14 protein-coding genes are annotated in these 15,673 nt (G+C 70.3%); 11 read left to right on the top strand and 3 right to left on the bottom strand.

Annotated features, from left to right (window positions below):
- Positions 1 to 9 precede the first annotated feature (9 nt).
- The 5 genes from yajC to IO30_RS0116205 all read left to right on the top strand — a co-directional run bounded on the left by yajC (position 10) and on the right by IO30_RS0116205 (position 6,727).
- The gene (gene yajC, locus IO30_RS0116225; RefSeq protein ID WP_031143606.1) at positions 10 to 501 is read left to right on the top strand and encodes a preprotein translocase subunit YajC; all 492 of its coding nucleotides are present in this window, start codon (positions 10 to 12) and stop codon (positions 499 to 501) included.
- A gap of 153 nt (positions 502 to 654) precedes the next feature.
- On the top strand, positions 655 to 2,430 hold the full coding sequence (gene secD, locus IO30_RS0116220; protein ID WP_031143604.1) for a protein translocase subunit SecD: 1,776 nt from the start codon (positions 655 to 657) through the stop codon (positions 2,428 to 2,430).
- A 3-nt stretch (positions 2,431 to 2,433) separates the two neighbouring features.
- Entirely contained in the window at positions 2,434 to 3,498 is a 1,065-nt protein-coding gene (gene secF / locus IO30_RS0116215) for a protein translocase subunit SecF (protein WP_031143602.1), read from the top strand.
- Positions 3,495 to 4,049: an adenine phosphoribosyltransferase gene (locus IO30_RS0116210; RefSeq protein WP_031143600.1), complete on the top strand. Its 555-nt coding sequence runs from the start codon at positions 3,495 to 3,497 to the stop codon at positions 4,047 to 4,049. The genes secF and IO30_RS0116210 overlap by 4 nt, the downstream gene beginning before the upstream one ends.
- Positions 4,050 to 4,285: 236 nt before the next feature.
- On the top strand, positions 4,286 to 6,727 hold the full coding sequence (locus IO30_RS0116205) for a RelA/SpoT family protein (protein ID WP_031143598.1): 2,442 nt from the start codon (positions 4,286 to 4,288) through the stop codon (positions 6,725 to 6,727).
- Between the two features lie 99 nt (positions 6,728 to 6,826).
- Here IO30_RS0116205 and IO30_RS0116200 read toward each other — a convergent pair whose 3' ends face one another.
- Positions 6,827 to 8,056: a DUF349 domain-containing protein gene (locus IO30_RS0116200; protein WP_031143596.1), complete on the bottom strand. Its 1,230-nt coding sequence runs from the start codon at positions 8,054 to 8,056 to the stop codon at positions 6,827 to 6,829.
- Positions 8,057 to 8,252: 196 nt separating this feature from the next.
- Positions 8,253 to 9,035, bottom strand: a complete 783-nt coding sequence (locus tag IO30_RS0116195) for a peptidylprolyl isomerase (RefSeq protein ID WP_031143595.1) — start codon at positions 9,033 to 9,035, stop codon at positions 8,253 to 8,255.
- Between the two features lie 153 nt (positions 9,036 to 9,188).
- Between IO30_RS0116195 and IO30_RS0116190 the strand changes: the two genes are divergently transcribed.
- From IO30_RS0116190 to IO30_RS0116170, 5 genes are all read left to right on the top strand, one after another.
- A complete protein-coding gene (locus tag IO30_RS0116190; protein WP_031143594.1) occupies positions 9,189 to 9,902 on the top strand; it encodes an MBL fold metallo-hydrolase in 714 nt (237 codons plus the stop codon).
- A gap of 10 nt (positions 9,903 to 9,912) precedes the next feature.
- A complete protein-coding gene (gene hisS / locus IO30_RS0116185) occupies positions 9,913 to 11,175 on the top strand; it encodes a histidine--tRNA ligase (protein WP_031143593.1) in 1,263 nt (420 codons plus the stop codon).
- Between the two features lie 138 nt (positions 11,176 to 11,313).
- Positions 11,314 to 11,931, top strand: coding sequence for a vitamin K epoxide reductase family protein (locus IO30_RS0116180; protein WP_031143591.1), 618 nt, complete (start codon positions 11,314 to 11,316; stop codon positions 11,929 to 11,931).
- Positions 11,932 to 11,972: 41 nt separating this feature from the next.
- Positions 11,973 to 13,325 carry a replication-associated recombination protein A gene (locus IO30_RS0116175; RefSeq protein WP_031143589.1) on the top strand — a complete coding sequence of 451 codons (1,353 nt, stop codon included), beginning with the start codon at positions 11,973 to 11,975 and terminating at the stop codon, positions 13,323 to 13,325.
- A gap of 47 nt (positions 13,326 to 13,372) precedes the next feature.
- Positions 13,373 to 14,095 (top strand): HNH endonuclease family protein, encoded by a 723-nt coding sequence (locus IO30_RS0116170; RefSeq protein WP_031143587.1) that lies wholly within the window; start codon positions 13,373 to 13,375, stop codon positions 14,093 to 14,095.
- Here IO30_RS0116170 and IO30_RS40575 read toward each other — a convergent pair.
- Positions 14,089 to 15,006 (bottom strand): DUF2470 domain-containing protein, encoded by a 918-nt coding sequence (locus IO30_RS40575; protein ID WP_031143585.1) that lies wholly within the window; start codon positions 15,004 to 15,006, stop codon positions 14,089 to 14,091. The two genes, IO30_RS0116170 and IO30_RS40575, sit on opposite strands and share 7 nt — an antisense overlap.
- A gap of 55 nt (positions 15,007 to 15,061) precedes the next feature.
- Here IO30_RS40575 and rpsD point away from each other — a divergent pair, with 55 nt between their 5' ends.
- Positions 15,062 to 15,673, top strand: a complete 612-nt coding sequence (gene rpsD, locus IO30_RS0116160; protein ID WP_030294564.1) for a 30S ribosomal protein S4 — start codon at positions 15,062 to 15,064, stop codon at positions 15,671 to 15,673.

Here is a 15,673-nt window from a genome sequence, read left to right as displayed (position 1 = left end):
CTCCGTCCCGTGAATCTCGTGACACTCCTCCCGTTCATCGTGCTCATCGGGGCGATGTTCCTGATGACCCGTTCCGCGAAGAAGAAGCAGCAGGCGGCCGCGCAGATGCGCGACCACATGACTCCCGGCACCGGCGTCCGCACCATCGGCGGCATGTACGCCACGGTGAAGGAGGTCGGTGACGACACCGTCACCCTTGAGGTGGCCCCCGGCGTCCACGCCATCTACGCGAAGAACGCCATCGGCGCCGTCCTTGAGGACGCGGAGTACAACCGCATCGTCCACGGCATCGGCGACGACGCCGTCAGCGACACGCCGGTCGTCCCGGACGACGCCTCCTCCCTGACCGAGGAGCCGAAGACCGAGCTCGGCAAGGGCGAGGACGAGGCCCCGAAGCTCGACCTGGGCAAGAAGGACGCCACCGACGCGGACGCCACCGGCGACCAGCCCGGTGACGAGCCCAAGGACGGCAAGGCCGACGGCGGGACCGGCTCCAAGTAGGACCCGGCCGGGACCGCGAAGGCGCCTGACCGGCGGCCGACGCGGTCCTTCGCCGGTGACACTTCTGCGGGGGGCAGGGGTCCCCACCACACATTTCGTGGCCGTCCGCGCGCTGACCCGGCGCGGGACGGTTGGACAGGGAGAAACGACAAGGTGGCAGCACCGAAGAAGGGCCGGCGGCCCACGGGGGCTCAGGGGAGGCCGGGGCGCGCCCTGGCGATCATCCTGATCGCGATGGTGGCGCTCACCGCGGGGATGTTCATCTCCAAGCAGACGACTCCCCGGCTCGGCATCGACCTCGCCGGCGGCACGAGCATCACGCTCAAGGCCAAGAGCGAGCCCGGCAAGCCGAACGCGATCAACAAGACCAACATGGACACCGCGGTCGGCATCATCGAGCGCCGTGTCAACGGTCTCGGCGTGTCCGAGGCCGAGGTCCAGACGCAGGGCGACGACCACATCATCGTCAACATCCCCAAGGGGATGAACGAGAAGCAGGCGCGCGAGCAGGTCGGTACGACCGCCCAGCTCTACTTCCGCCCGGTCCTGGCCTTCGCCGACGGCGCTCCGGTCGCCCCCGAGGCCCCGCAGAGCCCGAGCCCCTCCGCGAGCGGTTCCGGTGCCCCGAAGGCGGAGGACGGCAACAAGTCCTCCCCCTCGGCCACCCCGTCGTCCAGCGCCACTTCCCAGGGCCGCGCGCTCAGTGAGGCCCTCAAGGCCCCGAACGCCCCCTCTCCCTCGCCCTCGGCGAGCGAGTCGAAGAAGGCAGACGACAAGGCCGAGACCCCGGCGCCGACCCCTTCGGGTGACGCCGCCGCCGCCGACCTCCAGGCCAAGTTCGCCGCGCTCGACTGCACCGACGAGGCGCAGCGCACCGCCGTCGGCAAGGGCGTCAAGCCCGAGGAGCCGACGCTCGCCTGTGGCCAGCGCGGGACCGCCTGGGGCAAGTGGGTGCTCGGTCCGGCCGCCGTCGAGGGCAAGGACGTCAAGAGCGCCAAGGGCGTCATCGACCCGCAGACGGGTCAGTGGATCGTCACGATGGACTTCAACGACCGCGGCTCCGACGCGTTCGCGAAGGTCACCGGCGAGCTCTCCGCGAAGCAGCCGCCGCAGAACCAGTTCGCGATCGTGCTCGACGGCGACGTGGTCTCCGACCCGTCCGTCAGCACCGCGATCACGGGCGGCAACGCCCAGATCTCCGGCGGCTTCACCCAGCAGTCCGCGCAGGACCTGGGCAACATGCTCTCCTACGGCGCCCTGCCGCTGTCCTTCCAGGAGGACAGCGTCACCACCGTCACGGCCGCCCTCGGCGGTGAGCAGCTGCGGGCCGGCCTGATCGCCGGTGCCATCGGCCTGCTCCTCGTGGTGATCTACCTGCTGGTGTACTACCGCGGTCTGGCCTTCATCGCGATCGTCAGCCTCCTGGTGTCCGCGGTCCTCACCTACACGATCATGGCGCTGCTCGGCAAGGGCATCGGGTTCGCGCTGAACCTGCCCGCCGTCTGTGGTGCGATCGTCGCGATCGGCATCACGGCGGACTCGTTCATCGTGTACTTCGAACGCATCCGTGACGAGATCCGCGAGGGCCGCACCCTGCGTCCGGCCGTCGAGCGGGCCTGGCCGCGTGCCCGGCGCACCATCCTGGTCTCCGACTTCGTCTCGTTCCTGGCTGCCGCGGTGCTCTTCATCGTCACCGTCGGCAAGGTGCAGGGCTTCGCCTTCACGCTGGGTCTGACCACCCTGCTCGACGTGGTCGTGGTGTTCCTCTTCACCAAGCCCGTCATGACGCTGCTGGCGCGTACGAAGTTCTTCTCCAGCGGTCACCCGTGGTCCGGGCTGGACCCCAAGCGGCTCGGCGCCAAGCCGCCGCTGCGCCGGTCCCGGCGTGCCGGTGCCGCCCCCGCCCCCGTCGACGCAAAGGAGGCGTGAGAGATGTCGAAGCTGGGAGATCTCGGCGCCAAGCTGTACCGCGGTGAGGTCGGCTACGACTTCGTCGGCAAGCGTTTTCTCTGGTACGGCGTTTCCATCCTGATCACCATCACGGCGATCGTGGCCCTGGCCGTTCAGGGCCTCAACATGGGCATCGAGTTCAAGGGCGGTGCCGTCTTCACCACCCCGAAGACGGCCGTCTCCGTCGCCAAGGCGACCGAGGACGCGGAGAAGGCCTCGGGCCACGACGCGATCGTCCAGGAGCTCGGCACCGGCGGCCTGCGGATCCAGATCTCCGGTCTGGACACCGCCTCGGCCGCGGACGTGAAGAAGCAGCTCGCCACCGACCTGAAGGTCACCGAGGCGGACATCAACGCGGACCTGGTCGGCCCCAGCTGGGGCGAGCAGATCGCGAACAAGGCCTGGACCGGCCTCGGCGTCTTCATGATCCTCGTGGTGATCTACCTGGCCATCGCCTTCGAGTGGCGGATGGCGGTCGCGGCGCTGATCGCGCTGATCCACGACCTCACCATCACCGTCGGCGTGTACGCGCTCGTCGGCTTCGAGGTCACGCCGGGCACGGTCATCGGTCTGCTGACGATCCTCGGTTACTCCCTCTACGACACCGTCGTCGTCTTCGACGGTCTGAAGGAGGGCTCGAAGGACATCACGAAGCAGACCCGCTTCACGTACAGCGAGATCGCCAACCGCAGCATCAACGGCACCCTGGTCCGCTCGATCAACACCACGGTCGTCGCACTGCTCCCGGTCGGGGCCCTGCTGTTCATCGGCGGCGGCTTCCTGGGCGCGGGCATGCTCAACGACATCTCGCTGTCGCTGTTCGTCGGCCTCGCGGCCGGTGCGTACTCCTCGATCTTCATCGCGACCCCGCTGGTCGTGGACCTGAAGGAGCGCGAGCCGGCGATGAAGGCGCTGAAGAAGCGCGTCCTGGCGAAGCGGGCCTCCGCGGCGGCCAAGGGCGAGTCCCTGGACGAGGGCTACGAGTCCGGTACCGACGGCGACGAGCCCGAGGTCGTCTCCCCGGGCCGTTCCGGGCGGCGCCGGTGACCGGGCCGCTGTCCGAGGACGTACGCGAGCTGCTGCTCAGCCGGATCAAGGACGTAGCCGACTACCCGAAGCCGGGCGTGATGTTCAAGGACATCACCCCGCTGCTGGCGGACCCGAAGGCCTTCGCGGCCCTGACGGACGCGCTGGTGGAGCTGGCCGGGCAGTACGGCGCGACGAAGATCGTCGGACTGGAGGCGCGGGGGTTCATCCTCGCGGCGCCGGTCGCGGTCCAGGCCGGGATCGGCTTCGTACCCGTGCGCAAGGCCGGGAAGCTGCCGGGAGCGACGCTGGCCCAGTCCTACGAGCTGGAGTACGGCTCCGCGGAGATCGAGGTCCACGCGGAGGACCTGTCGGCCGGTGACCGGGTCATGGTCATCGACGACGTCCTGGCCACCGGCGGCACCGCCGGGGCCTCGCTGGAGCTGATCCGGCGGGCCGGCGCGGAGGTCGCCGGAGTGGCCGTCCTGATGGAGCTGTCCTTCCTGCCGGGCCGGGCCAAGCTGGCCGGCACGCTGGGCGACGCCCCGCTGGACGCCCTGATCGTGGTCTGACCTGCAGCACGGCGAGCGGCGGGCATCCGGGAGACCCCGGGTGCCCGCCGCTTTGCGCTGCACCTTCCACTGCGCCGCCGGGCCGGGACGGGTGCGCGGGAATGCGGCTGCAGGGCCCAGGAGGAACCACGGAGAACAAGGTGACGCAACCCTCGCTACGATGGGTTATCCGGACCGGACACGGGCACCGGATCCACCCCCAGACTCCGTCCGGGGGACCCCCGTGAGGAGCGCTCTTGCCAGACGAGGCCCAGCCAATCTCCGCCGCGCAGCCCGACCCGCAGGCCGAGCCGGCCGCGGCGCCCGCAGCCACGCCCCCGCCGGCCCCACCGGCCCGGCCGGCCCCGCCGGTCAAGCCCGCGCCGGCGAAGTCGGCCGGCTCCTCCAACCGGGTGCGCGCCCGGCTCGCCCGCCTCGGCGTCCAGCGTTCCAACCCGTACAACCCGGTACTGGAGCCGTTGCTGCGCATCGTCCGCAGCAACGACCCGAAGATCGAGACGGCCACCCTGCGCCAGCTCGAACAGGCCTACCAGGTCGCCGAGCGCTGGCACCGCGGCCAGAAGCGCAAGAGCGGCGACCCGTACATCACCCACCCGCTCGCGGTGACCACGATCCTCGCCGAGCTCGGCATGGACCCGGCCACGCTCATGGCGGGCCTGCTCCACGACACCGTCGAGGACACCGAGTACGGGCTGGAGGACCTGCGCCGTGACTTCGGCGACGCGGTGGCCCTACTCGTCGACGGAGTCACCAAGCTCGACCGGGTCAAGTTCGGCGAGGCCGCGCAGGCCGAGACCGTCCGCAAGATGGTCGTCGCGATGGCCAAGGACCCGCGCGTCCTGGTGATCAAGCTCGCCGACCGGCTGCACAACATGCGGACCATGCGCTACCTGAAGCGGGAGAAGCAGGAGAAGAAGGCCCGCGAGACCCTCGAGATCTACGCGCCGCTGGCCCACCGCCTCGGCATGAACACGATCAAGTGGGAGCTGGAGGACCTCGCCTTCGCGATCCTCTACCCCAAGATGTACGACGAGATCGTGCGACTGGTGGCCGAGCGGGCGCCCAAGCGCGACGAGTACCTCACGATCGTCACCGACGAGGTGCAGACCGACCTGCGGGCGGCCCGCATCAAGGCCACCGTCACCGGCCGCCCCAAGCACTACTACAGCGTCTACCAGAAGATGATCGTCCGCGGCCGCGACTTCGCGGAGATCTACGACCTGGTGGGCATCCGCGTCCTCGTCGACACCGTCCGGGACTGCTACGCCGCCCTCGGCACCGTGCACGCGCGCTGGAACCCGGTCCCCGGCCGGTTCAAGGACTACATCGCGATGCCGAAGTTCAACATGTACCAGTCGCTCCACACGACGGTCATCGGACCCAGCGGCAAGCCCGTCGAGCTGCAGATCCGCACCTTCGACATGCACCGCCGCGCCGAGTACGGCATCGCCGCCCACTGGAAGTACAAGCAGCAGACCGTCGCCGGCACCTCCAAGGTCCGCACCGACGTCCCGCAGGCCGCCAAGGGCAGCGCCGGCCAGGACACCGTCAACGACATGGCCTGGCTGCGCCAGCTGCTGGACTGGCAGAAGGAGACCGAGGACCCGGGCGAGTTCCTCGACTCGCTGCGCTTCGACCTCTCCCGCAACGAGGTCTTCGTCTTCACGCCCAAGGGCGACGTCATAGCGCTGCCCGCCGGAGCCACCCCGGTGGACTTCGCGTACGCCGTCCACACCGAGGTCGGCCACCGCACCATAGGGGCCCGGGTCAACGGCCGCCTCGTCCCCCTGGAGTCCACCCTCGACAACGGCGACCTCGTCGAGGTCTTCACCTCCAAGGCCGAGGGCGCCGGTCCCTCCCGTGACTGGCTGGGCTTCGTCAAGTCCCCGCGCGCCCGCAACAAGATCCGCGGCTGGTTCTCCAAGGAGCGCCGCGACGAGGCCATCGAGCACGGCAAGGACGCCATCGCGCGGGCCATGCGCAAGCAGAACCTGCCGATCCAGCGCATCCTCACCGGCGACTCGCTCGTCACCCTCGCGCACGAGATGCGCTACCCCGACATCTCCTCCCTGTACGCCGCCATCGGCGAGGGCCACGTGGCCGCGCAGGGCGTCGTGCAGAAGCTGGTCCAGGCCCTCGGCGGCGAGGACGCAGCCAACGAGGACATCGAGGAGTCCATCCCGCCGGCCCGCGGCCGCAGCAAGCGGCGCGGCAACGCCGACCCCGGCGTGGTCGTCAAGGGCGTCGAGGACGTCTGGGTCAAGCTGGCCCGCTGCTGCACCCCCGTGCCGGGCGACCCGATCATCGGCTTCGTCACCCGGGGCAGTGGCGTATCGGTTCACCGCGCGGACTGCGTCAACGTCGACTCCCTCTCCCAGCAGCCCGAGCGGATGCTGGAGGTGGAGTGGGCCCCCACCCAGTCCTCCGTCTTCCTGGTCGCCATCCAGGTCGAGGCACTGGACCGGTCCCGCCTGCTGTCGGACGTCACCCGCGTCCTGTCGGACCAGCACGTGAACATCCTGTCCGCGGCCGTGCAGACCTCCCGCGACCGGGTGGCCACCTCGCGGTTCACCTTCGAGATGGGCGACCCGAAGCACCTGGGGCACGTCCTGAAGGCCGTACGGGGCGTGGAGGGCGTCTATGACGTCTACCGCGTGACCTCGGCCCGCAGGCCGTAGCGCACACCCGCACGCACGCACGCACCCGCCCGCACGGGAAGGGCCCCGGTACGGAGATCCGTACCGGGGCCCTTCCCGTGACCGGGGTCGGCGCGGTGATCAGCCGCCGAACTCCTCAAGGCCCTTCAGCGCCTGGTCCAGCAGGGCCTGGCGGCCCTCCAGCTCGCGGGCCAGCTTGTCGGCCTTGGCGTTGTTGCCCGCCGCACGCGCCACGTCGATCTGGCCCCGCAGCTTGTCGACCGCAGCCTGGAGCTGCCCCGTCAGACCGGCCGCACGGGCCCGCGCCTCCGGGTTCGTACGCCGCCACTCGCCCTCTTCGGCCTCCTGGATCGCCCGCTCCACGGCGTGCATCCGGCCCTCGACCTTCGGCCGGGCGTCCCGCGGCACGTGGCCGATGGCCTCCCAGCGCTCGTTGAGGGAGCGGAACGCGGCGCGGGCCGCCTTCAGGTCCGTGACCGGGACGAGCTTCTCCGCCTCGACGGTCAGCTCCTCCTTCAGCTTCAGGTTCTCCAGCTGCTCGGCGTCGCGCTCGGCGAACACCTCGCTGCGCGCGGCGAAGAACACGTCCTGGGCGCCGCGGAAGCGGTTCCACAGGTCGTCCTCGGACTCGCGCTGGGCCCGGCCCGCCGCCTTCCAGTCCGCCATCAGCTCGCGGTAGCGGGCGGCCGTCGGACCCCAGTCCGTCGACTTCGACAGCGACTCGGCCTCCGCGACCAGCTTCTCCTTGACCTTGCGGGCATCCTCGCGCTGCGCGTCCAGCGAGGCGAAGTGCGCCTTGCGGCGCTTGGAGAAGGCGGACCGGGCGTGCGAGAAGCGGTGCCACAGCTCGTCGTCCGACTTGCGGTCCAGCCGAGGCAGGCCCTTCCAGATGTCGACCAGGGCCCGCAGCCGCTCGCCGGCGCTGCGCCACTGGTCGCTCTGCGCCAGCTGCTCGGCCTCGACGACCAGGGCGTCCTTGGCCGCACGGGCCTCGTCCGTCTGCTTGGCCTTCTGGACCTTGCGCTCCTCGCGCCGGGACTCCACGGTCGCCACCAGCTGGTCCAGCCGGACGCGCAGCGCGTCGAGGTCACCCACGGCGTGGTGCTCCTCGACCTGCGTGCGAAGGTGGTCGATCGCCGTCTGCGCGTCCTTGGCGGACAGATCGGTGGTCCGCACGCGCTTTTCGAGGAGGCCGATCTCGACCACCAGGCCCTCGTACTTGCGCTCGAAATAGGCCAGGGCCTCCTCGGGGGTGCCCGCCTGCCACGATCCGACGACCTTCTCGCCCTCGGAAGTACGCACGTACACGGTGCCCGTCTCGTCGACTCGGCCCCACGGGTCGCTGCTCACAGCGCCTCCTCCACCTGATGCCTGTGAGGGGTTCACCCCCGGGCATCGTCCACAGTTTCCTGGGGCGGGCAGCGCCCGCCCTGCACAACGCCAACATAGGCGACCGCCGGGCCGGCTGTCCGCATCCCGCACGACGGAATATCGACGTAGCGGGCGCGGACGCCGCCGGACACGGCCCGGGCCGCCGAGGGGACCGTCAGCCCTGGGTGACGGTGCCCTTCTCGATCTTGACCTCCGTCTTCGGCGCCCCGTCCTGGCCGCCGTCGGCCGTTCCGGCCTTGGCGATCTCCTCCAGGACCTTCAGACCGGCCGCGTCGATCTTGCCGAACGGGGTGTACCCCGGGGCCAGCGGGCTGTCCTTGTAGACGAGGAAGAACTGGCTGCCGCCCGTGCCCGGCTGACCGGTGTTGGCCATGGCCACCGTGCCCGCGGGGTACGTCACCTGGCCCTGCTCGTTCGGCTTGCCGAGGGAGTCCAGGTTCTCGTCCGGGATGGTGTAGCCGGGGCCGCCGCGGCCGGTGCCCTCGGGGTCGCCGCACTGGAGCACGAAGATCCCGCCGGCCGTCAGCCGGTGGCACTTGGTGTTGTCGAAGTAGCCCTTGTCGGCGAGCGACTTGAAGGAGTTCACCGTCTGCGGGGTCTTCGCCGCGTCCATCGCGAAGTTGATGTCGCCCGCGCTGGTCTTCAGCGCGAAGGTGTACTTCGCCTTCTGGTCGATCGCCATCTCCGGCGAGGGGGACTGCTTCGGCGTGGGCTCGGCGGACGGGCTCGCCGACGGGTCGGCCGCCTGGTCCTTCTTGTCCGAGTCGAAGACACCGCCCACGATGAGGCCGACGAGCGTCGCGATCACCACGGCCACCGCCGCACCGATCACCGCCGCACGCCGGCGCGCCTTCTGCCGGGCCTCGGCCCGACGCTGCTGCTGGCGCTCGTACTTCTCCCTGGCGAGCTGTCGCCGCCGCTGATCGCTCGTGACCACCGGGTCGTCTCCTTGTGCGTGTCTGGTACCGCTGTCCGGGCTGGGTTAGGGCGTACCGTATATGGGTTCGCTGTGTAATGAGGGGCGCCGGTAGGCTCTGAGCAGCTGCATTCCGATCCGCAGCCTCCCGCCGGACGACGATTGAGGACGAACGTGCTGATTGCCGGGTTCCCCGCCGGGGCCTGGGGGACCAACTGTTACGTGGTCGCCCCCGCCGCAGGCGAGGAGTGCGTGATCATCGACCCGGGCCACCAGGCCGCCCAGGGTGTCGAGGAGACGCTGAAGAAGCATCGGCTCAAGCCCGTCGCGGTCGTGCTGACCCATGGCCACATCGATCATGTGGCCTCGGTGGTCCCGGTGTGCGGAGCACACGACGTACCGGCCTGGATCCACCCCGAGGACCGCTACATGATGAGCGACCCGGAGAAGGCCCTCGGCCGCTCCATCGGTATGCCGCTCATGGGCGAGCTGACCATCGGCGAGCCGGACGAGGTCCGCGAGCTCACCGACGGAGCCGGGCTGAAACTGGCCGGAATGGACTTCTCCGTGGCGCACGCGCCGGGCCATACCAAGGGGTCGGTGACCTTCAAGATGCCCGAGCTGGCCGACGTACCGCCGGTCTTCTTCTCGGGCGACCTGCTCTTCGCCGGCTCCATCGGACGTACCGACCTGCCCGGCGGCTCCCACGCCGAGATCCTCGAGTCGCTGGCCCGCGTGTGCCTCCCGCTCGACGACTCGACCGTGGTGCTGTCCGGCCACGGTCCCCAGACCACCATCGGCCGCGAGCGCGCGACCAACCCGTACCTGCGGGAAGTCGCGGCAGGCCTGGCAGCGGACCCGACCGCCGCTCCACGACGAGGAATGTGACGAGAGTTTCGTGGCTACTTTTCAGGCCCCCAAGGGCACGTACGACCTGATCCCGCCGTACTCGGCCAAGTACCTGGCGGTCCGTGAGGCCATCTCCGGCCCGCTGCGGAAGTCCGGCTACGGATACATCGAGACGCCCGGTTTCGAGGACGTGGACCTCTTCGCCCGAGGCGTCGGCGAGTCCACCGACATCGTGACGAAGGAGATGTACACCCTCACGACCAAGGGCGGCGCCAATCTGGCGCTGCGCCCCGAGGGCACCGCCTCCGTGCTGCGCGCGGCGCTGGAGGCCAACCTGCACAAGGCCGGCGGCCTGCCGGTCAAGCTCTGGTACTCCGGCTCGTACTACCGCTACGAGCGTCCCCAGAAGGGCCGGTACAGGCACTTCTCGCAGGTCGGTGCCGAGGCCATCGGCTCCGAGGACCCGGCGCTGGACGCCGAGCTGATCATCCTGGCCGACCAGGCGTACCGCTCGCTGGGCCTGCGCAACTTCCGCATCCTGCTGAACTCGCTGGGCGACGCGGAGTGCCGTCCCGTCTACCGGGAGGCCCTCCAGGGCTTCCTGCGGGGGCTGGACCTGGACGAGGAGACCCTGCGCCGGGCGGAGATCAACCCGCTGCGCGTCCTGGACGACAAGCGCGAGTCCGTCCAGAAGCAGCTGGTCGGTGCCCCGATGCTGCGGGACTACCTGTGCGAAGCGTGCAAGGCGTACCACTCCGAGGTCCGTGAGCTGATCACTGCTGCGGGCGTGGTCTTCGAGGACGACGAGAAGCTGGTCCGCGGGCTGGACTACTACACGCGCACCACCTTCGAGTTCGTCCACGACGGTCTGGGCTCGCAGTCCGCGGTGGGCGGCGGCGGCCGCTACGACGGTCTCTCCGAGATGATCGGCGGCCCCGCACTGCCCTCGGTCGGCTGGGCGCTGGGCGTGGACCGTACGGTGCTGGCGCTCGAGGCCGAAGGCGTCGAGCTGGACATCCCGCCGGCGACCAGCGTCTTCGCGATCGCCCTGAGCGACGAGGCCCGCAAGGTGCTGTTCGGGGCCGTCACCGAGCTCCGCAAGACGGGCGTCGCGGCGGACTTCTCGTACGGTTCCAAGGGGCTCAAGAGCCACATGAAGAACGCCAACCGTTCGGGTGCGCGCTTCACCGTCGTCGCGGGCGAGCGCGATCTCGCCGAGGGCGTCGTCCAGCTGAAGGACATGGAGTCCGGGGAGCAGGACGCCGTGGCGCTGGCCGACCTGGTCGCCACTGTCCGGGCACGCCTGGCCTGACGGCCGGTTCTCGCAGGAAGGGCGGGACGGGGGAGACCCCGTCCCGCCCTTCCTTATCTCCATCGAACGGTGCGGACACAGCCCCGTACGGCACAATGGCCGGTGCTTGTTGACCTTGTAGATGCGGAGCGGGGCGGTATGACGACACGAGGCACGGACGCGGACACCGCCCCGAGGACGACGGTCGGCGCGAGCCGGGCCCTGGCCCTGCTGCTGGTGATCACGGGGGCGGCCGGTCTGCTCGCCGCGTGGGTGATCACGCTCGACAAGTTCAAGCTGCTGGAGGACCCGAACTTCGTCCCCGGCTGCAGCCTGAACCCGATCGTCTCCTGCGGCAACATCATGAAGAGCGACCAGGCGTCCGCCTTCGGCTTCCCCAACCCGATGCTCGGACTGGTCGCCTACGGGATCGTGGTCTGCGTCGGCATGAGCGTGCTGGCCGGGGCCCGGTTCGCCCGCTGGTACTGGCTGACGCTGAACGCGGGCACCCTGTTCGGCGTCGTCTTCTGCGGCTGGCTCACCTACCAGTCCCTGTACAACATCAACTCGCTCTGCCTGTGGTGCTCCCTGGCCTGGGTCGCCACGATCCTGATGTTCTGGTACGTCACCGCGCACAACGTCCGCGAGGGGCTGCTGCCCGCCCCGGCCTGGCTGCGGGGCTTCCTCGACGAGTTCACCTGGGTGCTCCCCGTCCTGCACATCGGGATCATCGGGATGCTGATCCTGACCCGCTGGTGGGACTTCTGGACCTCCTGAGCCCGGGCGGCCTTGTCGGTGGCCTCGCATAGGCTTCCGGTGTGGAACCAGACCTCTTCACCGCCGCTGCCGAGGAACGCCAGGAGAAGGACCCTTCGAGCTCTCCGCTCGCCGTCCGGATGCGTCCGCGCGTCCTGGACGAGGTCGTCGGCCAGCAGCACCTGCTGAAGCCCGGCTCACCGCTGCGGCGGCTGGTCGGGGAGGGGGCCGGCGGCCCGGCCGGGGCCTCGTCGGTGATCCTCTGGGGTCCGCCGGGCATCGGGAAGACCACCCTGGCCTACGTGGTCAGCCAGGCCACGCAGAAGCGGTTCGTGGAGCTGTCCGCCATCACGGCGGGCGTCAAGGAAGTACGGGCGGTCATCGAGGGCGCGCGCCGCGCGGCCGGTGGCTACGGCAAGGAGACCGTCCTCTTCCTGGACGAGATCCACCGCTTCAGCAAGGCGCAGCAGGACTCCCTGCTGCCCGCGGTCGAGAACCGCTGGGTGACGCTGATCGCCGCCACCACCGAGAACCCGTACTTCTCGATCATCTCCCCGCTGCTGTCGCGGTCGCTGCTGCTCACGCTGGAGCCGCTCACGGACGAAGACCTCAGTGCGCTGATGCGCCGGGCCCTGACGGAGGAGCGGGGCCTCGGCGGCGCCGTCACCCTCCCCGCGGACGCGGAGGCGCACCTGCTGCGGATCGCCGGTGGCGACGCCCGGCGGGCGCTGACCGCGCTGGAGGCGGGGGCCGGGTCGGCGATCGCCAAGGGCGAGGAGGAGATCACCCTCGAAACGGTGGAGGAGGCAGTCGACCGGGCGGCCGTGCGCTACGACCGGGACGGCGACCAGCACTACGACGTGGCGAGCGCCCTGATCAAGTCGATCCGCGGCTCCGACGTGGACGCGGCGCTGCACTACCTGGCGCGGATGATCGACGCGGGGGAGGACCCGCGGTTCATCGCCCGGCGGCTGATGATCTCGGCGAGCGAGGACATCGGGCTGGCCGATCCGACGGCGCTGCCGCTCGCGGTGGCAGCGGCCCAGGCCGTGGCCATGATCGGCTTCCCCGAGGCCGCGCTGACCCTGTCGCACGCCACGATCGCGCTGGCCCTGGCCCCGAAGTCGAACACCGCCACGACGGCGATCGGGGCCGCGCTGGCCGACGTACGGGCCGGGCTGGCGGGCTCGGTCCCGCCGCACCTGAGGGACGGGCACTACAAGGGGGCGGCGAAGCTGGGGCACGCCCAGGGGTACGTCTACCCGCACGACGTGCCGGGCGCCATCGCCGCCCAGCAGTACGCACCGGACGAGATCCACGGGAAGCGGTACTACGAGCCGACGCGGTACGGGGCCGAGGCCCGGTACGCGGACGTGGTGGAGAAGGTCAGGGAGCGGCTGCGCGGCGGGTCCTGACCCGCGCCTGCGCGGTCGGCGGCGCCGCGGTGGCTAGGCTCCGTCGCATGCGATGCCGAGGCCTGCGCCGGGGCCGTGCTCCGCTCGTCGCCGTGACGGCGGCGGCGCTGCTGCTCGGCGGGTGCCATCACGAGGACGCGCAGCCCGCGTCGCCCAGGGCGCTGGCCCAGGTGCCGCTCGCCGGCGCCGGGTTCCCGCCCACCGCGGCCACCGCGAGGACCCAGCTGGCGAAGCTGAAGGTGGAGTGGGGCAAGAACTGGCAGACGTACAAGCGGGAGAACTTCGGCCGGTACTGGTCCGACGAGACCGATGCCGTCGGCGGGCGCAACGGCTGTGACACCCGCGACGACGTGCTGCGCCGGGACCTGAGCGAGCTGCGCCAGGGGGACCGCAACCCCTGCGTGGTGGTGTCCGGGGTGCTGCACGACCCGTACACCGGGAAGGCGCTCCCCTATACCTACCGGCGCGCCTCGCAGATCCAGACGGACCACGTGGTCGCGCTCGGCGCCGCCTGGCGGGGCGGCGCGTACGGCTGGACCCCGCAGCGCAGGCTGGAGTACGCCAACGACCTCGACGTGCTGCTCGCCGTGGACAAGCAGACCAACTACGACAAGGGCAGCAGGACCGCCGACAAGTGGAAGCCGCCGAGGCGGGAGTACTGGTGCGAGTACGGGCGCCGGTACACGGGGATCAAGGCCAAGTACCAGCTGTCCGTGACGGCGCCCGAGAAGCTCGCCCTCCAGGGACTGCTCGCGACCTGCCCTCAGTGAGAGGCGGCCGAGAAGAGCGTGTGCATCGCCCGGCGCAGGCCGCAGATGTCCGCGACCGGCTCCGGGAAGTCGAAGCGGACGTCGAACGCACCGGCGGCGCCGCCGGTGAAGCGGACCCGCAGGCCGAGGCGGTCCAGCGCGAGGGGGACGGCGGTCATGGCGTCCGCCTCCCCTGCCCCGCGCGACCCCAGCAGCCCGCACAGGTCGCCGAGTCGCTCGCCGTGGGCCGAGTGCAGGTGCTGGAGCAGCTCCGCCTCGTGCCGGGAGATGGGGTCGGGCTCGGCCGTGGCCAGGGCCTCGGGCTCCACGTGCTCGGCGCCCCACAGGTCGTCCACCGATATCTCGCCGACCTCCAGGCGCAGCAGCATCCAGGCGGGGCGGCCCGCGTACGGGGGCTCCAGGGACTCCGCCATCCCCAGCAGTTCACCGACGGGCTGCCGCTCGGCGAGGAGCGCGGCGCAGGCCGGACGGTCGTCCCCGCGCACCGGCGTGAGCCACCCGGCGAGCCATGCGCGGCCTCGGATACGATGGGGCACGGACACCGGCGCCACGTCCGTGATCTCGATCACGGCGGTGAGGTCGTCGTCCTGGGCGTGAGCGGCTGCCCTGGCAGCCGCGGATTCCCCGGAAACAAGGAGAATCACGTCCCCGTCCGGGGTGACGGTCCGTGCGACCGGCATCCCTGTCCCGAACTCGTCGGATGCCTGGCAGTCACGAGCACCCGGCAGAGTGAGGGATACTGAGGCGTTGGACTCTACGAGGGTTCGTACGCGTTCGGCTCCGGTGAGCTGCCGAACGCCTTCCCTGGGACGCGGCTGACCTTGCTTATCGTCGTCGAAAGCGGATTCCGTTTCGTTGGAATCCGAACTTCGATGCGCACTGGGCAGGGGGATCCCATGTGGTCGAGACATTACGTCCTCCTCGCTAAGGTAAGCCTCACCTAACTTACATGGAGGTAGGTTCCACGTGAACCAGAAGCGACCCAAGGTCAAGAAGTCGCGTGCCCTCGGCATTGCGCTGACCCCGAAGGCCGTCAAGTACTTCGAGGCCCGCCCCTACCCGCCGGGCGAGCACGGCCGTGGCCGCAAGCAGAACTCGGACTACAAGGTCCGTCTGCTCGAGAAGCAGCGTCTGCGCGCTCAGTACGACATCTCTGAGCGTCAGATGGCCCGCGCGTACGACCGCGCCAAGAAGGCCGAAGGCAAGACGGGCGAGGCGCTGGTCGTCGAGCTCGAGCGTCGCCTCGACGCCCTGGTCCTGCGTTCGGGCATCGCCCGCACCATCTACCAGGCCCGCCAGATGGTCGTTCACGGCCACATCGAGGTCAACGGTGGCAAGGTCGACAAGCCGTCGTTCCGTGTCCGCCCGGACGACGTCATCACCGTGCGCGAGCGCAGCCGCGAGAAGGTTCCGTTCCAGGTTGCCCGTGAGGGTGGCTACGCAGGCGAGGGCGAGACCCCGCGCTACCTGCAGGTCAACCTGAAGGCCCTGGCCTTCCGCCTGGACCGCGACCCGAACCGCAAGGAAATCCCGGTCATCTGCGACGAGCAGCTGGTCGTCGAGTACTACGCCCGCTGA

Source organism: Streptomyces xanthophaeus (assembly GCF_000725805.1).
Taxonomy (GTDB): Bacteria; Actinomycetota; Actinomycetes; order Streptomycetales; family Streptomycetaceae; genus Streptomyces; species Streptomyces xanthophaeus.
The sequence above is the reverse complement of the archived record's forward strand: the minus strand, read 5'-3'. Positions and strand labels throughout refer to the sequence as shown.